The organism is Lysinibacillus sp. Bpr_S20 (assembly GCF_023337835.1).
GTDB lineage: Bacteria > Bacillota > Bacilli > Bacillales_A > Planococcaceae > Lysinibacillus.
Map to the genome: position 1 here is coordinate 506478 of NZ_JALNLQ010000001.1, position 24009 is coordinate 530486.

Annotated in this window: 24 protein-coding genes and 1 riboswitch; of the genes, 15 read left to right on the top strand and 9 right to left on the bottom strand. The window is 35.1% G+C overall.

Annotated elements, in window-relative coordinates; genetic code table 11:
* Both MWJ95_RS02450 and MWJ95_RS02455 read left to right on the top strand, forming a co-directional pair.
* Complete coding sequence (locus tag MWJ95_RS02450) at window positions 1–786, top strand: serine hydrolase (RefSeq protein WP_249072027.1); 786 nt, start codon at window positions 1–3, stop codon at window positions 784–786.
* A complete protein-coding gene (locus MWJ95_RS02455) occupies window positions 783–1610 on the top strand; it encodes a C40 family peptidase (RefSeq protein ID WP_249103992.1) in 828 nt (275 codons plus the stop codon). Before MWJ95_RS02450 ends, MWJ95_RS02455 begins: the two co-directional genes overlap by 4 nt.
* A 65-nt stretch (window positions 1611–1675) precedes the next feature.
* Here MWJ95_RS02455 and MWJ95_RS02460 read toward each other — a convergent pair whose 3' ends face one another.
* Window positions 1676–2401, bottom strand: coding sequence for a glucosaminidase domain-containing protein (locus tag MWJ95_RS02460; protein ID WP_249072030.1), 726 nt, complete (start codon window positions 2399–2401; stop codon window positions 1676–1678).
* An 837-nt stretch (window positions 2402–3238) separates the two neighbouring features.
* Here MWJ95_RS02460 and MWJ95_RS02465 point away from each other — a divergent pair.
* The 3 genes from MWJ95_RS02465 (at window position 3239) to MWJ95_RS02475 (ending at window position 7482) form a co-directional block, all read left to right on the top strand.
* A complete protein-coding gene (locus tag MWJ95_RS02465) occupies window positions 3239–4204 on the top strand; it encodes an ABC transporter ATP-binding protein (RefSeq protein WP_249103994.1) in 966 nt (321 codons plus the stop codon).
* Complete coding sequence (locus MWJ95_RS02470) at window positions 4197–5711, top strand: ABC transporter permease/substrate-binding protein (protein ID WP_249103997.1); 1515 nt, start codon at window positions 4197–4199, stop codon at window positions 5709–5711. Before MWJ95_RS02465 ends, MWJ95_RS02470 begins: the two co-directional genes overlap by 8 nt.
* Before the next feature lie 496 nt (window positions 5712–6207).
* Window positions 6208–7482, top strand: coding sequence for a DUF5068 domain-containing protein (locus tag MWJ95_RS02475; protein ID WP_249104000.1), 1275 nt, complete (start codon window positions 6208–6210; stop codon window positions 7480–7482).
* A gap of 42 nt (window positions 7483–7524) precedes the next feature.
* Here the strand turns inward: MWJ95_RS02475 and MWJ95_RS02480 are convergent, their stop codons facing one another.
* Window positions 7525–8220 carry an SUKH-4 family immunity protein gene (locus tag MWJ95_RS02480; RefSeq protein ID WP_249072042.1) on the bottom strand — a complete coding sequence of 232 codons (696 nt, stop codon included), beginning with the start codon at window positions 8218–8220 and terminating at the stop codon, window positions 7525–7527.
* Between the two features lie 190 nt (window positions 8221–8410).
* Here MWJ95_RS02480 and MWJ95_RS02485 point away from each other — a divergent pair, with 190 nt between their 5' ends.
* The 5 genes from MWJ95_RS02485 (at window position 8411) to MWJ95_RS02505 (ending at window position 12647) form a co-directional block, all read left to right on the top strand.
* Complete coding sequence (locus tag MWJ95_RS02485) at window positions 8411–8941, top strand: TetR/AcrR family transcriptional regulator (RefSeq protein ID WP_249072044.1); 531 nt, start codon at window positions 8411–8413, stop codon at window positions 8939–8941.
* A 5-nt stretch (window positions 8942–8946) separates the two neighbouring features.
* Entirely contained in the window at window positions 8947–9273 is a 327-nt protein-coding gene (locus tag MWJ95_RS02490; RefSeq protein WP_249104001.1) for a DMT family transporter, read from the top strand.
* A 14-nt stretch (window positions 9274–9287) separates the two neighbouring features.
* Complete coding sequence (locus MWJ95_RS02495) at window positions 9288–9623, top strand: DMT family transporter (RefSeq protein WP_249072048.1); 336 nt, start codon at window positions 9288–9290, stop codon at window positions 9621–9623.
* A 210-nt stretch (window positions 9624–9833) separates the two neighbouring features.
* A complete protein-coding gene (locus MWJ95_RS02500) occupies window positions 9834–10265 on the top strand; it encodes a CotY/CotZ family spore coat protein (protein WP_249072051.1) in 432 nt (143 codons plus the stop codon).
* 111 nt (window positions 10266–10376) lie between these two features.
* Window positions 10377–12647 carry a YheC/YheD family protein gene (locus MWJ95_RS02505; RefSeq protein ID WP_249104004.1) on the top strand — a complete coding sequence of 757 codons (2271 nt, stop codon included), beginning with the start codon at window positions 10377–10379 and terminating at the stop codon, window positions 12645–12647.
* Window positions 12648–12730: 83 nt separating this feature from the next.
* Here MWJ95_RS02505 and MWJ95_RS02510 read toward each other — a convergent pair whose 3' ends face one another.
* Complete coding sequence (locus MWJ95_RS02510) at window positions 12731–13936, bottom strand: ATP-grasp domain-containing protein (RefSeq protein ID WP_249104514.1); 1206 nt, start codon at window positions 13934–13936, stop codon at window positions 12731–12733.
* A gap of 149 nt (window positions 13937–14085) precedes the next feature.
* On the opposite strand from MWJ95_RS02510, the gene MWJ95_RS02515 reads away from it, so the two are divergent.
* Window positions 14086–15480 carry a UDP-N-acetylmuramoyl-tripeptide--D-alanyl-D-alanine ligase gene (locus tag MWJ95_RS02515; RefSeq protein ID WP_249072054.1) on the top strand — a complete coding sequence of 465 codons (1395 nt, stop codon included), beginning with the start codon at window positions 14086–14088 and terminating at the stop codon, window positions 15478–15480.
* A 133-nt stretch (window positions 15481–15613) separates the two neighbouring features.
* The gene (locus MWJ95_RS02520; RefSeq protein WP_249104007.1) at window positions 15614–16999 is read left to right on the top strand and encodes a UDP-N-acetylmuramoyl-tripeptide--D-alanyl-D-alanine ligase; all 1386 of its coding nucleotides are present in this window, start codon (window positions 15614–15616) and stop codon (window positions 16997–16999) included.
* A gap of 89 nt (window positions 17000–17088) precedes the next feature.
* Here the strand turns inward: MWJ95_RS02520 and MWJ95_RS02525 are convergent, their stop codons facing one another.
* The 4 genes from MWJ95_RS02525 to MWJ95_RS02540 all read right to left on the bottom strand — a co-directional run bounded on the left by MWJ95_RS02525 (window position 17089) and on the right by MWJ95_RS02540 (window position 19772).
* Window positions 17089–18021 (bottom strand): C40 family peptidase, encoded by a 933-nt coding sequence (locus tag MWJ95_RS02525; protein WP_249072058.1) that lies wholly within the window; start codon window positions 18019–18021, stop codon window positions 17089–17091.
* A gap of 342 nt (window positions 18022–18363) precedes the next feature.
* Window positions 18364–18726 carry a VOC family protein gene (locus tag MWJ95_RS02530; RefSeq protein WP_249072059.1) on the bottom strand — a complete coding sequence of 121 codons (363 nt, stop codon included), beginning with the start codon at window positions 18724–18726 and terminating at the stop codon, window positions 18364–18366.
* 59 nt (window positions 18727–18785) lie between these two features.
* A complete protein-coding gene (locus MWJ95_RS02535) occupies window positions 18786–19184 on the bottom strand; it encodes a DUF5367 domain-containing protein (RefSeq protein WP_249072061.1) in 399 nt (132 codons plus the stop codon).
* 12 nt (window positions 19185–19196) lie between these two features.
* Window positions 19197–19772 (bottom strand): TetR/AcrR family transcriptional regulator, encoded by a 576-nt coding sequence (locus tag MWJ95_RS02540; protein WP_249072063.1) that lies wholly within the window; start codon window positions 19770–19772, stop codon window positions 19197–19199.
* A 146-nt stretch (window positions 19773–19918) separates the two neighbouring features.
* Window positions 19919–20110, top strand: a riboswitch (cobalamin riboswitch).
* A 31-nt stretch (window positions 20111–20141) separates the two neighbouring features.
* Here MWJ95_RS02540 and MWJ95_RS24405 point away from each other — a divergent pair.
* The 3 genes from MWJ95_RS24405 to MWJ95_RS02550 all read left to right on the top strand — a co-directional run bounded on the left by MWJ95_RS24405 (window position 20142) and on the right by MWJ95_RS02550 (window position 22313).
* Window positions 20142–20264, top strand: coding sequence for a hypothetical protein (locus tag MWJ95_RS24405; RefSeq protein ID WP_283164562.1), 123 nt, complete (start codon window positions 20142–20144; stop codon window positions 20262–20264).
* Window positions 20265–20327: 63 nt separating this feature from the next.
* The gene (locus tag MWJ95_RS02545) at window positions 20328–20510 is read left to right on the top strand and encodes a hypothetical protein (protein WP_249072064.1); all 183 of its coding nucleotides are present in this window, start codon (window positions 20328–20330) and stop codon (window positions 20508–20510) included.
* A 444-nt stretch (window positions 20511–20954) separates the two neighbouring features.
* The gene (locus tag MWJ95_RS02550) at window positions 20955–22313 is read left to right on the top strand and encodes a PepSY-associated TM helix domain-containing protein (protein WP_249072066.1); all 1359 of its coding nucleotides are present in this window, start codon (window positions 20955–20957) and stop codon (window positions 22311–22313) included.
* A gap of 58 nt (window positions 22314–22371) precedes the next feature.
* Here MWJ95_RS02550 and MWJ95_RS02555 read toward each other — a convergent pair whose 3' ends face one another.
* Together MWJ95_RS02555 and MWJ95_RS02560 are read right to left on the bottom strand one after the other, a co-directional pair.
* Window positions 22372–22977 carry a response regulator transcription factor gene (locus MWJ95_RS02555; protein WP_249072068.1) on the bottom strand — a complete coding sequence of 202 codons (606 nt, stop codon included), beginning with the start codon at window positions 22975–22977 and terminating at the stop codon, window positions 22372–22374.
* Complete coding sequence (locus tag MWJ95_RS02560; protein WP_249072070.1) at window positions 22974–23972, bottom strand: sensor histidine kinase; 999 nt, start codon at window positions 23970–23972, stop codon at window positions 22974–22976. Before MWJ95_RS02560 ends, MWJ95_RS02555 begins: the two co-directional genes overlap by 4 nt.
* Window positions 23973–24009 lie beyond the last annotated feature (37 nt).

Sequence of the window (24009 nt, forward strand, 5' to 3'; positions counted from 1 at the left end):
ATGAGGCAAACAATCACACAGCTTCTTCAAAAAGCTCCCTATCATGTGCGTATGTATGTGAAAGATTGTAAAACGGAACAATTTTTCATTCGTGAGAAACTAGAAGAAACGTTTTCTAGTGCTAGCTTAATCAAGGTGCCTATATTGCTTGCTGTTTTGAACTATTTAGAAAGTACCAACCAATCTTTAGAGCAAGAGGTTAACATAGCACCGGAAGAATGGGTTGATTTTAGCATTATTAGTGAGCAGCGTTTAGAGCAAAGCACCATCTATGAGCTTTTAGTATGGATGATTATTACGAGTGATAATACAGCAGCAAATGTACTAATCGATTTTCTAGGAATGGATGCACTCAATCAATACTTTCGTCAAATTGGGCTTGTGCAAACAACCATTCAACGTAAGATGATGGATGTTGAAAGGCTTGCACAAGGCTTTGATAATACAACGACTGCAAGTGATATGGCACAGCTATTTACTCGAATTTATCGCAGGGACTTATTATCACCAACATTTAGTGAGCTAACGATAGATATTTTAAGGCGTCAACGTATTCACGAATCATTAACGCGTTATTTAGTAGATGATGTGAAGATTGCTCATAAAACAGGTGGTCTTGAAACAGTAGATCATGATGCAGGGATTGTATACAGCAGCTCGGGGGATTATCTTATTGGCGTTTTCGTAACAGAGGTTACGAATAATGATCTTGCAAGGCAGCTAATTGGTCGTATTTCCAAAACTGTTTACGAGAGCTTGGTGAAGCGGAAGGAGTTGATAGAATGAATGCTATTGTGAAATCAATGATTGCCAATTTACATGCAAAGCCGGATGAAGCCTCCGAATTAGTGGATGAAGTACTATACGGAATGACGGTTCAAATCATGGAAGACATAGATGAGCGCTGGGTACGCATCCAAACCGCCTATCACTATGAAGGTTTTTGTCAAAAAGATAACTTCATCGTTGATAAAACAAAAACAGATACTTGGCGACAAGAAGCAAATCATTTTATTATCCAAAGCTTCGCTGATGTTTTGCAGCAACCTCGAATTCAGAGTGCGAAAATGATGACGCTCGTTAAAGGCTCCATCATCTGTTCAATCACTATTGACGAGCTAGATCCCGAATGGGCAGCAGTGCAATTAGTGTCGGGGGAGATTGGTTATGTACGTAAGAAATGGCTACAAGAAAAGATTCCAGAAAACAGCTTATCCGAGCAACAATTACGAGAAAATGTTGTCCAAACAGCGCTTAGCTATTTAGCAACACCCTATCGCTGGGGAGGAAAATCGCCGCTAGGTATTGATTGCTCGGGTTTATGTTCAATGGCCTATATGCTAAATGGGGTAACTATTTATCGGGATGCAAAAATCGTAGATGGATTTCCAATCAAGGAAATATCTTTAGAGCACATACAAAAGGGGGACTTATTATACTTCCCAGGACATATTGCCTTATATATAGGGGATCACCTTTATGTACATTCTTCGCTTGGTGGGAACGAGGTGACTATTAATAGTCTGGACGAACAGCATGAGCAATACCGAAAAGATTTGGCAACCACCATTACCGCTGTGGGCAGTTTATTCTGTAGGTATACACATTAATTTAAATTTATTCTTTTATAAGATAAAATCTCCATGTCCAAAATTGCACATGGAGATTTTTTTCATTAATATTTATAAATATTTAATTGTTGACCGGCTTCAATTCTATCAGATCGAAGCTGATTCCATTGTTTAATGGACGTAACTTTAACATTATGAGCCTCTGCAATATGCATAAGAGAGTCACCATCAGCTACGGTAATTGTCTTTTTATCTTTGACGGGGCTGTCATACTGTTGTAAATCATACTTTGCTATTACTGCATTAAGTTTTTCGTTGTATTGTGAATCTGTTGCATAGGAGCCTGTTAAAAACTTCGTAGCATCTGTATAGGACTTCGTATTGCTTTTAAAAACGCCTGCATAGAAATTTTTGTTCCATGAAACCCCATTACGCATTAATTTCACATAATCTTGAATGGAAGCTTCATAGGAAGGATATTTGCGAAATTCAGCCATTACCCTTGTCATGTTACCCGAACCATCATCTTCAGATGTTTCCAATGTAACGGAGTTATTTTGGTAACTACCTTTCATACCAAATAAATTATTATTTGGAGCAGATCCAAGACCACTTTGTCCATGTTCACTTTCTAAAACGGCTTGCGCAATGATAATTGATGCGTACAAATCATTTTCGGCACCTTGCTTCCGAGCAATTTCAGCGATAGAGCCAATGAACTCTTCTACACTAGGATTTTCAACAACATTCTCAGGCTCTACATTCTCATTCGTATTGAATAGTTGCGTCACCATAAAAAACGAAATACAGATAACAATAACAGCAATCATAAGGCCTTTAAAAAAATTAATGATGTATTTCATTGTTGATTGATGTTGGGTATAACAACATCTTCCTCCTTTCTTATTTCCATAACGAAGTTCATATTAAGAGTTTTATATAGAAAAAAAGTCAGTTTACTTTTATAGAGTACATCATAAATAGAACGAAAAATCCTTTATTTAGTTCCTTAATTACCAGCACCTTTTAGAAATAAAAGGTCATTAAAATAGCAATAGCTACTCAAAAAAACAAAAAAATGAGATATTAACATTGATGAGGCTATACATTTTGAAGGGACCTTTATTGAATAATAGTTTTATTATTCAATAAAGGAATACGATTTTCTATGGAAATTATGAGGCAAATAGAGTAGAGCGTCAAGAGGACCAAAGTTATGATGTAGAACAAAAAAATAAGTTTGAAATGACTTTAGTTAGTGAAAAATAAAAAGGAACATAGTGAATCTAAAAAAAGAGATAGTTCTAGACCTACAATGTTTAACGTATATGAAATGAAGAGGGTTAAAATAGTAGTTTATTTCTATATTCAAACATTAAGTTAATATACATAGTACGTTCTCAAAAAATCAAGAAATGCGGGTAAAGGGTTTAGTTGATTGTAGTGTAGGAAAAGCTTTGCTCTGTTCGAAAGCGAAGCGACAGCAACACTGTTTTATCTGCGCGAAAGCGAAGCGACAGCAACAAATGTTTTCTGTAGCGAAAGCGAAGCGACAGCAACAAAGCGCCCAGTGGGATCGGAAATCAACCACTCGATTTGCCGAAGAACCATTTAGTCGGTGAATAATGATAGTAATACGATGTCTCTCTAAAAAAGGAGCTTATACAATGATAGCATTTGACCATGTCACAAAAAAATATGTAAATGAACAAGTCGCAGTGAAATCTATTAATTTAGAGATCAACAAAGGAGAATTTTTTGTTCTTATTGGACCTAGCGGCTGTGGAAAAACAACATTATTAAAGATGATTAATCGTTTAATTCCTTTAACAGAAGGAACCATCCGAATTAATGGTAAAAGAATTAGCGATTACAACATTCATGAGTTGCGATGGAATATCGGCTATGTTCTTCAACAAATTGCACTTTTTCCCCATATGACGATTGAAGAAAATATAGCTGTTGTTCCTGAATTGAAGAAATGGGGTAAACCTCAAATCCAGCAAAGAGTTCGTGAACTATTAGATATGGTTGGACTTGAACCGGATAAATATAGTCAGCGCAAGCCCAAAGAGCTTTCTGGTGGTGAGCAACAAAGGGTAGGTGTTGTTCGTGCTTTAGCGGCTGATCCCGAAATCATTTTAATGGATGAGCCTTTTAGTGCTTTAGATCCGATTAGCCGTACAAAATTACAAGATGATCTTCTTGAGCTTCAGCAAACGATACAAAAAACAATCGTTTTTGTTTCGCACGATATGCAGGAGGCCATAAAATTAGGTGATAGAATATGTGTAATGAAGGATGGAGAGATTGTACAGATTGGTACTCCACATGAAATCCTACAAAATCCCGTTAATGCTTTTGTTCGCGAATTTGTTGGGATAAAGGAGTATGAGATAAATAATTTCCATATCCAAACGGTAATTGAACCAATTGCTGATGAGGCTATTCAGAGCAATCAAGAGAACACTATTTCTTACAAAGATTCTTTACAAACCATTCTACAAAAATTAGCTCTTTATGAATTTTTAGTTGTGGAAGATAAAGGGAAAATAATTGGTGTTGTCACAAGAGCATCTATGCTTCTGTATTTAGCGCAAGATTCCCTAGAAAGAGGTAATCAAAATGGCTAATTTTATTGAAGTGTTTAGTGAACGAAAAGGCCAACTGTTGGCATCTTTATTAGAGCATATTCAAATTTCCTTTATTGCACTATTCCTTGCAGTAGTCATTGCTATTCCTCTAGGCATCTATTTAACAAATAAAAAGAAAATAGCAGAAAGTATCATTGGTATTAGTGCGATTTTACAAACAATCCCTTCATTAGCATTATTAGGGTTGTTGATTCCGTTGTTTGGCATCGGCAAAGTACCTGCAATTATTGCCTTAGTTGTTTATGCACTCCTCCCGATTTTACGTAATACATTTACTGGGATAAATGAAGTAGATCCGTCTTTAAAAGAGGCAGCGATGGCTATGGGGATGAATACGCGAAAGCGATTAGTGAAAGTAGAATTGCCTCTTGCTATGCCTGTTATTATGGCGGGAATTAGAACAGCCATGGTATTAATCGTTGGAACGGCAACTTTAGCAGCATTAATCGGGGCGGGAGGATTAGGGGATATCATTTTACTTGGTATTGATCGAAATAATACAGCTCTTATAATTTTAGGTGCTGTTCCTGCAGCGTTTTTAGCATTGGTGTTCGACTTCTTACTGAAAAAGCTAGAATCACTTTCCTTTAAAAGCACGTTTACGGCATTGAGTATGCTAAGTGTTGTGGCCGTATTAATGATTATCTTCCCGCTACTAAACTTCAAAGAGAAAGAAGAAATTGTCATTGCAGGGAAGCTTGGCGCTGAGCCTGAAATTCTAATCAATATGTATAAATTGCTTATTGAAAATGAAACAGACTTAAAGGTGCAATTAAAACCTGGGCTTGGTAAGACCTCATTCGTATTCAATGCACTTAAATCTGGTAGCATCGATATATATCCAGAATTTACTGGAACGGCAATTTCAGAGTTTTTAAAAGAGGAAGCCATCAATAATAATCAGGAAGATGTTTATAATCAGGCAAAAGAAGGAATGAAGAAAAAGTTTGGCATGGTGATGCTTAGTCCGATGAAATATAACAATACGTATGCACTGGCAGTATCAAAGCAAATGGCTGAAACCTACCATTTGAAAACAATCTCTGACATTAAACCTATTCAAGAAACGATCAAAGCCGGTTTCACATTGGAATTTAATGATCGAGAAGATGGTTATTTAGGAATTCAAAAGCGTTATGGTATTATACTTTCCAACATATCAACGATGGAGCCAAAGCTTAGATATCAGGCGATCGAATCAGGAAATATTGATGTATTAGACGCTTATTCAACAGATAGTGAAATCCGACAATATCATCTACAAGTTTTGGAGGATGATCAGCAACTATTTCCGCCGTATCAAGGCGCTCCTTTACTAAGAAAAGAGACATTAGAGAAATATCCTGAGGTTAAAACTGCCTTAAATAAGCTGGCAAATCAAATAACAGATGATGAGATGCGTGAAATGAATTATCAAGTAAATGTTAAAGGTCAAAATATAGAGGACGTGGCACGCGAATATTTAATAAAGGCAGAATTGTTGTAAGACGAAAATAATATGATACAAATAGCTAGAAAAGAGATGAATATCTTTTATCTAGCTTTTTTGTTACGTTTTTATCACAGATTTTGAAACGGGTGGTGATGTGATAGCGCTATGTTTATCCGTGAACGCGTGACGCAGCTACAAATCGTCAAGGTGAAAATACGAGATTAACATACGACTATTTTCATAGGTATATGTTACTTATTTTCTGACAACGAATAGCTGTACATTTTTTTTAGTTCAATTTTAATTATTATTCTATGAAAATAACTTAACAAAGATTGGAAATGAAAAATAATGGAAATTGAAAAATAAGATTGAATTATTCAATAAACAATATTTGGATGGTCATTACTTCAATAGTACAATTTCTTCCAGGGTAAGTTGTTTCGGAGCTAAATGTGGATTAAAATGGATATCAGCTCGAAAAAATTGCCTTTATATTCTGATTTTAGAGTTGAGCTAAAAATTTTTAAGATACACCTTGGAGGAAAATATGAAAAAGAGTTTATTTTTAATGTCTTCGCTAATTTTATCAACTTCAATTATTCTTGGAGGATGTGGTAAAAGCGCGGATGAAACAAAAAAAGACGATGAACCGAAGAAAACACAGGAGGAAAAAGGACAGGCGAAAGATAAAGATAAAGTCGAAAAGGAAGAATCTAAAAAAGATCAAGAATCCATTAAAGGTTCAGCAGACTTTGCTTCTTTAATTTCATATATGGAAAAGGAAACTCAAGGGAAAACGAAAGTCCTTTTTGAAAATAATGAATCGCAAGTACATAAAATGGAGAAGGTCTCAATTTCGCTTGATGCCTATTCCGTTGTAGAATTAAAGGATTTCCACACAGATTTTAATATTCCATTTGGAGAACAAACTAACGGCGGTGTTATTTTAGCTAAATATACAGTGAAGAATGATATGGATAAAGATGTTTATTATATGCCTAGTTTAGATCTTACATTTACAGGTGCAAATAAAATTTATACGAATGACAAGGATTTAATTCCGGAAGAAAGTCAATTACCAACAAAACTAGGCTACAAGACTGATTATTTGTTAAAAGCAGGTGAAGAGATAACGGGGTATATCGCTTATCCATTCGGTGAAACAGATTTAGCAAAAATCAATGAATTAGGAACAGTAACGGTAGAGGTTCCAAAACCGTATACTGAAAAAGAAAATTATAGCTCTACGCTCGGTTCAGATGGAAGATTTAATCTTGCTTTAAATAAGGATGGTTCGAAAAAAGTAGCAAGTGATTCGTCATTTTATCAAGATAAAGTAACATTGGACAATATGGGTGAAAAGAAGATGTTGAAAGAAAAAAGCGACATCAATGAAAGTAAGAAAATAGGAGATGTAAATGCTATTCTAGAAGGGTACCAGTTTACACAATTCACACCTAATGAGGTGGAAGCTCCTCGTTTCTCTAATTTCACGAACGGTGTCACTTTATTAACAGTGAAATTTAAGCTAGAAAATAAAGCGACAAGTGAAATTGGCTTATCTGCGATGACTTCGAAGTTATCAGTTAACGATGGAATGCAATATTCATTAAGCGAGGGTATGCTATTAAATTACAAGTATAATGACGTCATTAAAGCTGGCGAAACTGGCGAGCTATTACAAGTATTTGCTTTAGATCAAGAACAATATGAGAAAATATGGAAAGATAAAAGCTTTGAAGTTGAATTAGGTCCTATTCGAGATAAAGATGTAAAGGATACTTCAAAAGGTAAAAAAGAAACGTTTACTTTACCTAAATAAATGGCAGGAGCCCTCTCACAATTTGAGAGGGCTTAATTTAATTTACCATCCTTTTAGCCCTAATCCTTTGCGATGGGACGATTCTAGCATCACGAGTTTTTCCTCCCATTCAGTACATTTCTTCTCCCAATAATGGAAAGGAAGGATAGTAGGGTCAATTTTTCGCAATTTAGTCCTTAATTGATGAGGGATGGCTAGTATTTCATCACTAAACTTCATTTCCTCTTTATCTCGAAAATTATTATAGTATTTCACAATTTTATTGACGAAACGTTTATAGACCTCCAATGAATGACAAAAAGCCTCTATTGATGAATTTACATAGATGCTTTCTAAGTTTTCAAAATGGCTATAGTCAATTAAAAAAATTTCATCACTAGTGTTACTGAGTGCAAAATATTCATGATCGGTATGCTCTTTCAACAGATAGAAATCCTCAAACAGTAAATAATTCGGTAGTTTATTGATAATATCTGCATAGTACCAATCGCTTTCAAGTTTCTTTAAAGGTTCCTCCTCACCAGCTTGTTCTAAATATGATATTTCTGCTTTTAATTTCGTTTCTAAAAGTGAGTAATAACTTCTCAAAAAACCTTTTGTTATCGATAAAAATTTATATTTCTTACGAAACTTTTCAAAGTCATCTCCAATATTTTTTACTAAAAAATCAATTGAAGTTTGAGAGATTCCTTTCTGGTCCATTTGCAAGATCGCTCTGTATGTAGGTAAAGAATCCAATTGTATAGCCTTCCTTTCAAAGTTATTGGTGATGGGCTAATATTATTATACTGAATTTAGTCTGCTATATATAAAGATAAAATAAATAACGATTGCCTTATATATTTAATATAATTGACGCTATCAATGAAGACCTATACAATAAAAAGACCGTCCGGACGGTTTTTTTATTGTGTAAGGAGGCAATTGTGTGTCATCAAAAGCAGATTTAAAACGATTACATATTATTGAAGCGGCGATTCAGTATTTAAAAGACAATGATTTAAGCACGTTAACCTTAGATAAAGTTGCTGATAGGGCGAACATTAGTAAAGGTGGTTTATTGTATCATTTTAAAACGAAGGATGCACTTCAATCAGCAATCGCTGAAACGATTTTAAACGATGTTGTACAATTTTATGAGCATCAAGCAAGTCTTGAGCAAGGGAAAGGTAGATTAACGAGAGCGTTTATTTTAGCTTCCCAAAAAGATCTAGCAAATGGGGGATCCTTAAATATTGCGGTTCAACTATTGCAAAATGACCACTCATCCATCTCGGCCGTTTATGAATGTTTACTAGAGGAATTGTTTCAGGATGGCTTGGACGTTTCCGTTGTTCATCTAATTCGCTTAACGATTGATGGATTGTATTATTCAAAACTGCTAAATATCGCACCGATTTCCGCTAAGGAAACAGAAGGTGTCTTTGAACAATTAATGCATATGACAAGGAAGGACTAACCTACATGAGTGCTTTTGGTTTTTTATTCATTTCCATTATTTCAGAGGTTTTTGCTAGCTCGATGCTAAAACTTACAAATGGCTTTAAACGAATACTACCGTCAATGGGTGTAGTGCTTGGATATGGAACAGCTTTTTATTTTCTATCCTTAACATTGCAATCTCTCGCAATTGGTACAGCCTATGCAATATGGGCAGGAGTTGGGACGGCACTGACTGCGATCGTTGGTGTGGTCTTTTATAAGGAATTATTCAATCTAAAAAAGCTGATGGGTATTTTATTTATTATTGTCGGTGTCATTATATTAAACCTTGCTGGTAGCGGACATTAAGGAGGAATTTGTCAATGAAGGGTTATTTATTTTTAGCGTTATCCATTGTCAGTGAAGTATTTGCAACAACGATGCTTAAGTTTTCAGAAGCATTTACAATACTTGGCCCCTCGATAGCTGTCGCATTCGGATATGGCATTTCGTTTTACTCATTATCCCTATGCTTAAAAACGCTACCATTAAGTCTTGCTTACGCCGTTTGGTCAGGTATAGGTACAGCATTAACGGTCATTGTTGGAATCGTTGTCTGGGGAGATATGTTTAATCTATATTCAGCAATCGGAATTACACTAATTATTGGTGGTGTTATTCTTCTAAATCAGGGAGATCAACATGATGCGACTACATAGGCAAACGTTCATTTTTGGACGTTTGCTTTTTTAAATCCTGTAATTGAAATAGCTCTTTACTTAGTCTCCCCATTCATTTAAAAACCAATTTTATAGTGATTCTTTTCGAAAAAAGTCGTCATATTCCTAATGGCTACATATTATAGCGAGAAGGTGTTAAATACTTTTGTACTTGTGTTTATGGATCGCTCAATGAGGAGGGCTGGGGAAATGAATAAGGAACATAAAAAAAACCATTTTCTATGTGAAGCGCTCTATGATATAAAAGCACTCCAGGATATGATAAAGGATTTTCATTCTAAATATTTTGGTCAGCTGCTTGTGAAAATAGCGGGAAGTGATACAATTCCCTTTTTTTTAATAACACACAACGGTACACATTTAAGGTTAATGGATACTGTAAAGCAGTTTGAAACAGAGTTTTTTCGCATAGAGGCCATTGATAGAGAAAGTTGTCGAGGAACTGTGTCGCTTTTGCGAGCCTATGATTATGAAGGACATGATACGAATTTGATAGCAGAGGTTGTCCGATTAGAGCGAACATCCTCAGAAAAATCCATTGAATTAAGTGGGATATCTGCGATTCAGTTATTAAAGCCTGACATGTTAAAAGGGAAATTTATCATTGAACCTAAATGGTGATGCAATAGTAACCTACTAAAATAACAAAAAAATTAGAGCATCTGTCTAGGTGCAAGTTGTTTTCATTGAATTTATTAGAGAGAGAATCCTATGAAAGGAAGAGATTAATGAATGACAATTATCGGAATGTTACATCATCGTCTAGATCCTCGAACAGTTATTAAGTCATATGCATATGCGGCCGTTGCAAAAGCAGAGGGGGCTCAGTTTTTTTACTTTACACCAAGAAGCGTTGATTTTGATAAACGTTCCATAAGAGGTAAGGTATATGAAAATGGAGATTGGCATGAAAAAATGATGCCATTCCCAGATGTTATATATAATGCAGGGAGTCCAGAAAAATTATCGGTATCAAAGGACATTATTGAGAAGTTGAAGAAGGAAATACCTTTTACAACGTATTCTATAGGGAATAAATGGAACGTTATGAGGAGACTGAAAGAAGCAAAGGAATTTGAGAAGTATTTAATTCCCTCTGAAGTTGTGGAAAATGTTGATTTACTCCATAATTTTATGGCTTATTATAAAAAAGTCGTATTTAAACCGATAGATGGACGGAAGGGAAAAGGGATTTATTTTATTTCGAAATCAGGTAGAACTAACTTTGAGGTAAAGAAGGATAGGGAAACTACTGTTTATTCAAAGTCACAGTTAGATGAATTAATTAAAGGGCAACTTTCAACAGGTACTTATATCGTGCAGCCTTATATCCAATCCAAAACAAAATCAGGTCAAATATATGATTTTCGTCTTCATGTTCAAAAAAATGGTGAGGGTGAATGGGTGATCACGACGATTTATCCACGAATTGCACCAAATGGCTCGATTATACCGAATATTAACAATGGTGGTTTTACGAATTATTTAGATCCTTTTTTAGAGCAGGAATTTAAAGAAGAAGCTTATGATATTCGTCGGATGTTAGAGCATTTTTCCTTGTCACTAGCACGACATTTAGATGAAATTCAGATGCTGCAATTTGGAGAAGTTATTGATGAAATTGGCATTGATATCGGTTTAGATGATCAAAGGAAAATTTGGATGTATGAAGTAAACTGGCGACCAGGTTGCCCTCCTGCTTTTTATTTAGAATTAGATGTGGTGATCAATACGATCAGGTATGCAATGTACCTTGCTAACAACCAGAAACAAATTAAAAGGGAAATTAGGCAACTAAAGAAAAATAAAGGTATAAGTGAAGTGAAAAGCGAAATTACACAGCAAGAGGACAACGAGGATAAAACTGAAATTAAAAGAGAAATTATGCCACAGCAGGTAAATAAGGATACAGTCGAAGAAAAGCCTTTACCGATTATCGCCATTACCGGTAGCGCTGGAAAAACGACATCCAAAGCTTTTCTTGCTTCCGTTTTATCAGAAAAATGGAATATCTTTGAGTCAAAAGATTATTGGAATACAACAGAACATACGAAAAAACATAAAGAAGAAATTAATGCTTCACACGAGGCTGTTGTGCTTGAGTACGGAATGGCTTATCCAGGTATCATAACAAATCACTGTAGCATTATCCAACCGAATATTAGTATTATTACAAATATCGGTTTAGCTCATGTGGGCAACTTTGACGGAGATATTAAAGGGGTTGCCAAGGCAAAATCGGAATTAATCCATGGAATGGACCAAAACGGTTTATTAATCCTAAATAAGGATGATGAGAATTCAAAATATTTAGAGACACAGCAGTTTAAAGGAAAAATCATAACAGTAGGTATTCATTCCGCAGCAGACTATAAAGCATATGATATTCAATATAAAGACATCGGTATGACGTTTAAAATTAAGCTACAAGGCCAGGAAATGGCCATGTATATCCCAATTTTGGGAGAACATCATGTTTACAATGCGCTGAATGCCGTTGCGGTGGCAGATTTTTTAGGATTTAGTCCAACAGATATTAAAGCGGGGTTAAATTTCAAAAAACCACCTAGAAGATTAACCATTTATAACTGCCGTGATGACATTACGGTCATTGATGATACCGTTCACTCTCATCCTCAGGGCGTACGTGCTGCGATCGATGTTCTTACTAATATTGCGAAGCAACGTAAAGTGGCAATTATTGGTCAAATGCGAGAATTAGGGAATTTGAGAGAAGAGGAATATCGTAAACTGGGTGAATACATTTATGAGCAAGACATTGATCTATTCATCACCTATGGTTTCAGAACGGAGGAAATAGGAGCGGCAGCGAAGGCAAAAGGGATGGATCCTTCTAAAATTTATCATTTCCTCGATAAGGAAAAATTGCATGCTCTCTTAGAGAAAGTCATAAAACCGCACGACACCATTTTAGTAAAGGGTGCTAGTAAAACGAATATGTTTGAAACGGTTAAATTTTTAGATCAACGTTTTAAAGAGTAAATAAAAAAGCCCGAGTAATTGACCTTATAAAAGGAGACAATTATTCGGGATATTTTTTGTAGGACAGCATTTATATTTTAAATCTAGGATACTTTTAGGATGAACTTTATTTCTTTCGCGGCATTTATCGCTTTATTTTTAGCTTCAGCTAATGTCGCACCTTCCGCAATTACATATGCATAACGATGTCCCATCGATAAAGGAGGGGTCAGCAATGTCCCTCTTTTCGGCTTCACATATACATCCACAACTCCTGGTGAATTAGCTGCTTTATTTCTTCCAATAACTTTTTCTAAAATCCCTTTAGTTTCAACAATGACGTATTTTGTATAGACAAACTTTCTATGCTTTGGATTAATATCGGGGCGCTCACCTAAAAATAATTTAAGTGTTTCTTCCACTAGATTAAATCCAAAGGCGGCGTGAAGCATAGTATTCATTGCTCCCCCTGAGATTCGTGGATTAATCTCAATAAGCTTCCAGCCATTCTTTGTTAAACGAAGTTCTAAATGCAGCGCACCATTTTCGATATTAAACGCTTTAACAATAGATTTGAGAACTTCCTCAAGACCAGCTTGAATTTCTTTTGGAACTTTAACGAGAACACCATATCCAGTAATGATAAAACGTTTACCTTGAGTAATTTCTTGTTCAATAATACCGATGATATTAGCTTGCCGTTTATAGATAAGTGCTTCTACTAAATATTGTGGACCTTCGATATATTCTTCAATCATTATTGTTTCTCGAGGATTTTTGCTTCTCAGATAGCTCAGGTGTTTCTTTAATTGGTCTGAGTTGTTTGCTAACAATACATCTTTGGAGCCTGTTGATTTTGGAGATTTAACAATAAGTGGAAACTCCGGATTATTAGAGAAGGACTCATTTGGTTTAAGAAGAAAAAACTTAGGAGAATAAGGCTGATTCTTTAAAAAGTTTCTAGTTTTTTCTTTATCCTCCATCATTTCAATAGCTGTTGAAGATGTATAGTTGTCACAAAATTCATCACATAAAATGGAGGCTATATGGACAAAAGGATCGACAAAACTAACAATAGATTTTATTTCTAACCCAGTTTTAGTTAAATTATAAATTTCATCTTTCATGTCTTCTATATTCGAAGTATCAATAAGAATCATTTTATGAATATCTGGGTAGGCTTTTCTCTGTTGTAACTGCTTTTTATTGTTTGTAAAAAGGACAGTATAATAACCTAATTTTTCTGCTGCTTTTGTTGCATCACGACTTGACCCGGATTTGTTTGTGCCAATAAATATTATTGTTTTCAGGTATATCACTCCTTCTATTGTTCCTTAGATACTTAATCAACTATATATATATGCGAAGAAATAGATTTCCTCTAGTTAAGTATCTCGTATACATCCAAGCAACTTTTAAGAAGTTACATATACTAGAGTGGAAAGGAGGGAAAAATAATATGAAGCCTCTTACGGTGCAGAATTTAACAGTCATTACTGCAGGTCATTTAGTGCAAGGGTCGGGGGAAGTGTTAATTCAACACGGCGCTTATCGACTAAAGCAAGTGAAAAAACCAAATACCGCCCTTTTTACAAATAAGCGTATTGTGAACTGGAAAGATTATGAGTCACTTTATCCTATAGTGCTTGTAACCGATAGACTATACAGTCAAAACGAATTACCTGAGCAAATAATCATCATTAAAGTAAAAGATTCAGATGAGGCATATTGGAAGTTTGTAAATTTTTATCGCAATCAATTTAATATCCCTGTTGTAGCCATTACTGGTACTTCTGGTAAATCGACGACGAAGGAAATGATCAAACATATACTTTCTGCAGAAAAAAATGTAGCATCGACGCCACTTAGTAGTAATTCTAGAACTGCTTCTTTACAATATTTACTGAATATTGATGATCATACCGACGCAGCCGTTTTTGAAACTGCTGTTGGTTCACCGGGGGATATCAAACTTGCTGGGGAATATTTCAAGCCGACTATTGGGATTATTACAAATATAGGAGCGCATCATTTAAATTATTGTAAAACTTTAGAGGGATATATCCGAGCAAAGGGTGAAATGCTGGATATTATTAGTCCCACAGGTTCCTTAATCCTTAATGCTGATGATATCAACACAAGTAAAATAGATTTATCGAAGTTTCAAGGACGCATTATTAAAGTAGGTAAGCATGAATCCTGTGATTTTCAAGCAAGTAATATTCACTACCACAAAAATGGGATGCTGTTCAATGTTCATCACAAGAAGAAACTCTATGAAATCTATGTACCAGGTTTTGGTGAGCATCAAGTATATAATGCACTTACTGCGATTGCAGCTATTTGTGAAATGGGTTTGCCGATTTCTTTAGCTGCTGAAAAACTGCCATCATTCCGAAAATTGAATAAGCAGCTTCAGGTTTTTAAGGGCATTAATAATTCCATATTACTAGATGATACATGGAATATTACGACTACTTCTTTAGAGGCAGGATTAAAGGTTTTGAAAGCGCTCGGAGAAGGCAAGAAAACGATTGCCATTATTGGAACGATAACAGATTTAGGGTCTTGGGGATATATCATTCACGAACAAGCGGGAGAATTAATTAGTGAAATTGGGGTCGATGTGCTTATTACGATAGGGGAACATGCAAGCATTATGGCGCTTCATGCCATTGAGGCGGGAATGAGTTCACCAGTGTATATTTTTAAAAATAGTACGCGCGTCTATAAATTGTTAGAAGACATCGTAGATGAAAATACGGTTCTTTTCATTAAAGGAGATATGTATAGTAAAGAAGTTTCTAAGTTGGCAGATGATTTAAAAATAAAAAAATCATCTTCTTCTGAATAGATTTCACCTAAATAAATGTTTTTTTTCTTCATTTACTAGAATGAGCATATCTATAGTCAACTGCTAGAAAATGCAAAAACTATGATACTCATTTATTCAGAAATATACTTTATAGAAAGGGGGCGTAGTCAACTTGCAACATATAAGTGTGAGCGATATAAGAAAATTATTACAAGGAGAATTATTAAGTGGTTCTGAACACTGGTCTGTTAAACATGCAATTTATTATAACCGACATGAACTGACTCAACATCATACACTTATGTTTGTTAGTAAAAGTGATCAAATTAACTGGCAAGAAATAGATCGAAAGGGACCATCTCTAGTCATTTCTGATAAATCATCAGAGGAATTGAAAAATGCGCTGAAGAATACGACCGTTATACGCGTCAAGAGTATTTTACATGCCTATTGGAAATTCATGGGGCATTACAGAAATTTATTTCAAATACCAGTCGTTGCTTTGACCGGAACATGTGGTAAAACGACAACGAAAGAAATGATTAAACACATAGCTAGTAAGGAATGGAATGTTCAAGCATCTGTTAGCAGTAAAAATGAGCCACGACAATCCTTACCGTACTTGACTGGAATCGATCAGAATACAAAAGCAGCTATCTTTGAATTAGGGTTGGGTAATATCGGGAATATTAAACACCAATGTATGATCTATCAGCCTACGATTGGTATTATTACGAATATTGGTGTCCATCATTTAGATGGATGCAATAATCTTGATGGTTATATCAAGGCAAAGGCTGAAATTGTAGAAGGAATAAGAAAAGATGGCACGTTAATCATTAATGGTGATGATGAAAACATAAAAAAAATCCCCCTAAACAAATTTAAAGGAAAGATTATTACCTTTGGCGTCAGCGAAAAGGCAGATTATCAAGCTACGAATATACAATTCACAAAAGGCGGCATGAAATTTGTACTAAAAGTGTCAAATAACAAATACAATTTATTTGTTCCAGGATACGGAGAACACCAAGTATATAATGCATTAGCGGCTATAGCTGCAGTGAAGGAAATGGGACTTTCCATTGCTGTTGCAATTTCGCAATTAAAAACGTTCAAAACGATGGCAAGACACTTAGAATTTTCTACGGGCATCGGTGAATGTACTATAGTAGATGATACTTGGACAAATAACCCGACTTCTGTTGAAGCGGCACTAAAGGTTTTAGATACGATAGGAAAAGGGAAGAAAGTAATTCTTATTTTAGGTGATATTAAGAGATTAGGAAATTTCGAAGAAAAATACCATCGAGAGATAGGCACATTGGTCGCGAAGAGAAATATTGATACGCTTATTACTATTGGCAATAGAGCAGAAAATATTGCGAACCAAGCTTTGAAGGAAGGCACTAAGGCAGATGTTCATATGTTTAAAGATGTTATAGGCGTTTTAGATGTACTAAAGCATAAGCTCGATAGTGAAACCATTGTTCTTATTAAAGGTCCAATGTCTAGCAAATCTATGATAGAATTTGCCAATCAGTTAAAAAATAAATAATAGAAAAAGAAGCTTCCTTAAGGAAAGCTTCTTTTTTTAAAACATTAATTCTGTTGAGCATCTCAAAATGAAGCTTCTAGTAAACTTTCTTAAAAAACACGTTTAGCTGTAATATAATGCTCTTTATAATAGTCAAGTAGTAGTACTCTTGTCATAACACCATTTGAATTTGGAATGATAAGACGTTGATCTCCTGCATAGATAGCTACTTGTGAAGGCGTTTTAGAGCCTTTAACACTATTAAAGAATACTAAATCACCCTTTTTTAAATTGGTACGAGAAACCGTTGTTCCAACATTCATTTGTTCCTTTAAATTGGTTGTACCAAGTTTAATGCCATTCTTACGATAGATAAAGTCTACAAAACCTGACGCAGTAAAGCGAAGACTTGCTTCATTGTTTGTAGAACCAATCGTTACTTTATTTTTATAATTAAAGGCGTTTTCAACAATTTTATCGCCTTTTGTTGCAGGATTTGCAGAAAGTAAAGTAGGTAATACTCTACGGGCACCTACATAATTATTGGTATAATAGGGCTTGCTATTTAAATCAGAAATAATAATATTTTGCTTAGAATCAGCCATGTGTATCATTTGATTGTTTCCAATATACATTCCTACATGGTCAGGATCTGTTCCTGTTTTTTTACTCTTAAAGAAAAGTAAATCGCCTTTTTGTAATTGATTTCTTGCCACATATGTCCCTTGTTGTATCATATAATTTTCATTATATGTCGCAAGGTCAACACCATTTTTCTCGAAAATATACATAATAAATGAGGCACAAGAAAATTTATATGGATATGTAGCCTTGTATGTTGTATTACTGTATGTCGCCTTACCAATTAAGCTTTTTCCAGTTTGAATTAATTGATCTGCTTTCGTAGAAACAGCTTGTGCGTTATTTTGAGCATTAGTTGTTGCAGCTTCTACTTCTATTGGCTGAATTGTTGGTTGTACCATTCCCACTGTACTAAAACCTATCGTCAATGCTAATGTTGTGGTTAAAAATCGTTTATTCATGTTGTAAAGTTCCTCCTGAAGCTAATTGTTAAGATTAATCCTGTTTTGGCTTTCCATTGGAATTAATCGTAGCATGAAAAAGTAGGGCTTCTTTGAGGTAATTGTTACCACGGTGAATGCTGATTCGCTGTAAACAACTGATATAAAGGGCTTCATCGCTTTAATTTACAGTTTTATTACAAATGTTTCAGTTGGGTGAAGTGTTTGTGGAAATAAAGGTCAAGCACCTCTAATAAAGTTGGGCGATAAAACGTCTGTCTTATGCGCCAATCACTATATTTTTTAACAACATACCAGTTGAATAGACAGTAACTTCTATTCAACTGTTCGTTAAATGATCTTTTAAATTTCCTGAATCATCTCCACTCTATTGCCGAATGGATCTCTAAATTCAAAGCGCTCAAAATGAGGAATAGGAACGGAATCGAAAATTTCTATATGATGTTCGGCTAATATCTTTTTCCACCGTTCTATATTTTCAACTTGATAGGCAATATGACCTTTTGTCGTTAATCTATCAAAACCATCTTCTGTTCCGACATGTACTTCTTTATTGCCGACCTGTAACCAAAATCCACCTCGTCCTTTAAGCGAATCAGGCTTTTCTAGTTCTTTTAGTCCTAATACTTGACAGTAAAAATGTCTTCCTTTTTCCTCTTCACCTTTTGGAATCGTTATTTGAACGTGATGTAAACCTATAACCATTTTCTCTCCTCCTTAATGTATCTTCAATATATACTTCTAGGATAATCATTCCAAACCCTTTAATTTGAGGAATAAATAGAATTGTTCTTCAAAAATGAAGTCTTTAAAAAACCGGTAAGAAGTATTAGAGAATAGGCCCATAGAAGCCATGAGGCGAAATAACGATCTACATCCGCTGATAAATTCGGAAAAGCTTTGTCGAAAATTAATAATACGACTGCATCGATGAGCATGCCGGGTAACGCGATACAGATAGAAGCTAGAAATCGCTCTGTACCCTTTATCTTTTTCAAGGAATAAATAGGTATTGTAGCTACCCAAATGAGTGGAATAGTTACAATGTAAGCACTTATCATGAGGAAAGGATGTTCAAGGGTGAAAAAATAATGTCCTACTAATCGAAATACAGCACTAGCTGCAAGCCAAATCCCAAAACCCCAGCATAAAAAGAATGGCATAGTTATCCCTCCTTAATTTTTTCCTAGACGGTGTAGTGTCTGAATGATTATTTCTAATTGCTGATAAAATAAATCTACATCGAAATCGTCCCGCATCATTACTTGTAACGCTAACCCATCCATAAGGGCATTGAAAAAAATACTCCAAGTTTCCATTGACACACCATCGATGGGAGAAGTATGCCATAATTTTCCTAAAACATTACATAAATGTTCATTTTCAGCTGCTAAAATTTGGCCAATTTGCTGTCTTATAATCGGGTTAGTAAAGCCAAAGACGATTAAGGTGAAAAATAATTTATGATAAAAAGCATCATTTTCATATCGACTTTTTGCCGAGAGAAGTGCAGTTTGAATTATTTCTTGATCCGTCAACAAAAGCTCATTCCAAGAATTTTCACAGATGTCTTGGACAATTTCGAGAATGATTTGCTCTTTTGATTTGAAATGATAATAAATAGTGCCTTGTGTCACACCCGCTTGCTCAGCAACAGCTTTTAAGGTGAACTTTTCAATCCCTTTTTCGACTAAACTTTGCTTGGCAGCCGTTAATAAATCTGACTTTTCAATACCAGTTGGTTTTGCCATTCAATTTCCCTCCATCCTTATTAGTTAGTTGGATAACTAACTTAAAAATAACAGAATATTCCTTAATTTACAAGTGTGTTTTTGGCAATGATGGATAATTGATTGAAGCTCTCAACTATACTAGATACTATGGTATAATAATAAAAACGGAATAATAAGATAGAGGTACAAATCGGAATTTCGATTTGTTTAAAAGGGAAGATCGGTGCAAATCCGGCGCTGTCCCGCAACTGTAAATGGGAGCACGTTTCAAAAGACCACTGTTACCACATTGTAATGGGAAGGTGAAAGGTGTGATGAACATAAGCCAGGAGACCTGCCTTTATCTAGTACAGCCAAAAAAACCTACGAGGATAGGGGGTGTTGAGTGTGACTAGAGAAATTCTCCTGCATGCTCATAGTACGATGTTTGCTAAAAAGGTAGCTTCTATTTCTAATAGAAAGCTTTATTCGCCATGGCAATCACCGTATTATGTCGTGTTTTTGTCATAGTAAACATCTTTCGACAGAAGGAAAGATGTTTTTTTATGCTTAAAATTTGAAGGAGTGTTACACATGAATCTACAAGTAATCGAGTATTATGAAAGTCTGTTAAAAATTGAAATTATGGAAATGCAGTATACAGGTACTTTTCAAACATTAGGGGAGCTAATTGAACAGTATGTAGGACAGGATGCTAATCATAAAAATGATATTTTAACAGCTTATAAGAATGTAATGAAAGAACTTATAGGATAAATCGGGCGTATACGGCAGTTTAATCCCATATAACTTCATTGCTATAGCGTGAATATAAATTTGTAAATAGGATAGGAAAAAATTGAGTAGCAAACTAGAAATGATTGTGTTTGGCTACTCTTTTATTTTAAATAAACTTATTATTTTAATAGGAATACATATATTTGTCATAAAAAAACCTCTAGGACTTCATTCTTATTTCACTTTTTATCTATATAATAATTTTGCGCTTATCTTCATTCAGCAAACACCTACTGAATGAAGATGATGCCTCCGGCGGATGTCACGGATTTTGGAAGGAATGAATTGTGCAGGCACAATTCAAAATCCGGACGCATTGTTTATTTGTAGCGACAGCAACAAATGTTTTCTGTAGCGAAAGCAAAAGCGACAGCTACAATTACGCCAAGGCGAAATTGATTATAGTAGATTGGAGAATACAACATGAAGAACACGCTTTATCAAAGCTTTTGGCGAATGCACTTTTATGCCGCATTATTTATTACGCCACTGCTTATTTCGCTAACATTAAGTGGTATCGGTTTTTTATTTTATACCAATGTTGAAAATCAGTTATATGATAAATACTTTTTTGGTGATAGTGGAAAAACCGAGGTACAATCTATTGATGATGCTGTAAAACTTGCAGAAGAATCATATGCGGGCTATAAAACAAACAAAATTATTGAGTTAGAAGAGCCATATAATACACGTTTATCAATGAAAAATGCAGATGGCAAAGAGAAATATGTGTTCTTAGATGATCATAACCAAATAATTGGTGGTCAGGATGCTGGTTACACATTTGCAAATATTATGAGAAACACTCATAGTTCCTTATTTATTGGTGGGACATTTGTTAATTATTTAGTTGAATTAGCGGCTTGCTGGGCTATTTTTTTAATGCTTTCAGGCATTTACATGACGTTTAGAGCAAAACTACTAAAGAAAACAAAGCAGACAAACAAACGTCAAAAGAGTAGGAAGTTTCATGCCCTTGTAGGGACAATGATTACGATTCCAATGCTTGTTATTATTTTCACAGGCTTACCATGGTCTGCGTTTATGGGGAAATATATTTACCAAGCTTCACAAGATCATCCTTCTTTCGGTACGCCATTATTGCAGCAACAGCCACCTACATCTGATGTAAGTGAGATTCCTTGGGCTACTCGTCAAGAAACTCCTCCAACGTCAGATTCAGGACATGCAGCTCATCACGGTATGGGAGCAGATATGGGCTATGTTGCCAACCCTAACCAACTAAGTGTGGAAAAGCTACAACATGAAATTGATGCAATGAATATTTCAAAACCTTACGCAATCATTTATCCTACTAGTGAAGACGGCGTCTATACAGTAGCAAAATCTAGTAACACAGGTGTCACAGGTCTTGATGTTAGCCCGGATGATGAAACGACCATGTATTTTGATCAATATAGCGGGAAATTTATTGACAAAGTTGGCTATGAGGACTACGGCATTCTTGCCAAATGGTTCACATGGGGTATTCCTTTGCATGAAGGTCATTTGTTTGGTTGGCCAAATAAATTAATCAATTTACTAGTATGTCTAGCATTTTTAGTAGTTATTGTTTGGGGATTCAGAACATGGCTACTGCGAAAGAAACAAGGTATACTATCGGCACCACCTAAAATCTCTCAAAAGGTATCCATTCCATTTATCATTTTCATGATTCTTTTAGGAATACTGATGCCGCTATTTGGCTTTTCTTTAATTGCTGTCTTACTTGTAGAGTTTGTCATCAATTTGGTGTCTAAAAATAAAAAAGAAGTCCATTAAAATAGTAAGCGATACTGCATCCTTTATAAATGAGGACTACAGTATCGCTTTTCTTGTTCTAAAGCCAGCCTTTATCACTGGCGACTTGAGCAGCTTGTTGCCTAGACTCAACATGGAGTTTTTGAATAGAAGTTGATAAATAGTTTCGAATAGTACCTTTCGTTAAAAATAGTTTTTTACTAATCTCATTCGTTGTCAGTCCTACTTTTACAAGCTGTAGAACAGCAATTTCCCGTTCATTTAGCGGATTCTGTTCTTTCATAAACAATGTAGCGGCTAAATCTCTGCTGACGACCTTTTCACCATTCATCACTGTTCTAATTGTTTCAATTAAATAGTCGATTGGTTCATCTTTTAATAAATAACCATGTACCTCACAATCCATCGCTTTTTGTAAATAACCAGGTCTTGCGAAAGTAGTGACAATCATCACCTTGCACGGTAAATTTTCTTGTTTAATTTTTTCTGCTAGCTCAAGCCCAGAAAGATGGGGCATTTCGATGTCCAATACACAAACATCGGGTAGCTCCTGTTGAATACATTCCCACGCTGTTTGACCATCTGAAACTTCTGCGATCACTTTAATATCAGGCTCAAATGACAACAAGGAAGTTAAAGCGCCACGTAACATTTGTTGATCTTCCGCTAATAATACTCGTATCATGTAGTTGGCTCCTTTCTATAGTGTTGGATAGGTAGTGTAAAGGTCACAATCGTTCCGCCTGTCGGTAAAGTGTCAATTGAAGCATTTCCGAGAAGGGCATTCATTCTTTCTTTCATCGAGGATAATCCGTTCCCATGCCCTTGATTATGTAAGCCGACACCATCGTCAACTATGTTTATTTTTAAAATGCCATTTATATAGTTGATATCTATTTTGCATTTTTTTGCTTGACTATGTTTCATAATATTCGTAGTTGCTTCCCGAAGACATAAAGCCAGCATTGTTTCTTCCACACTTGCTAGTAGGAGCTTTGGACAGTTATTATTGATTTTTATGGAGATATCTGCTGTTTGTAAATGTTGTTTACAATGAATAAGTTCACTTTCCAACGAAATAAAATTCATATCGGATACTAATTCTCGTACTTGCTTTAGCGCTGTCCGTGTTGTTGCTAAAATATCATTTAGCTCATCTTTCACACGCATTGTATCTTTATCGACTAATTTTGTTGTTAGTTCGGTTTTTATTTTAATCATTGTTAATGTATGACCAAGCGTATCGTGGAGGTCTCTGGCAATACGTTGTCTTTCTTCTTGCTGAACAAGCTGGGTATTGACCACTGTTAATTCCGATTGTAGTTTTTTTGATTTTTCTACATAGTAAATTAACATTGGAAATAGTAGTTGAATAATCATAATAGGTAGTAATACTTGGGATTGTAATTTGAAAGATGCTCCTGATTCAAACCAAATAACGATCAGAAACATTAGGGCAATGGCTATCATCCCTAAAGCAATATGCCACTTCTTTTTCGCTCGCCCAATTAAATCGGCAAATGTGAATCCAAAAAGTAACATAGCAGAACCTTCATAAATCCCTAGTATGATAATAAGTGTAAAGCCAAGTAAAGAGGCTAACAGTAAACGCCAATCTCTAGACCATAAAGCAATATAGAAGGCTACTAAAAATAACATAAGGATAATAATTTTAGCCATTAAAGGTAACTGTGAATTTGAACTTAATACCATGGTA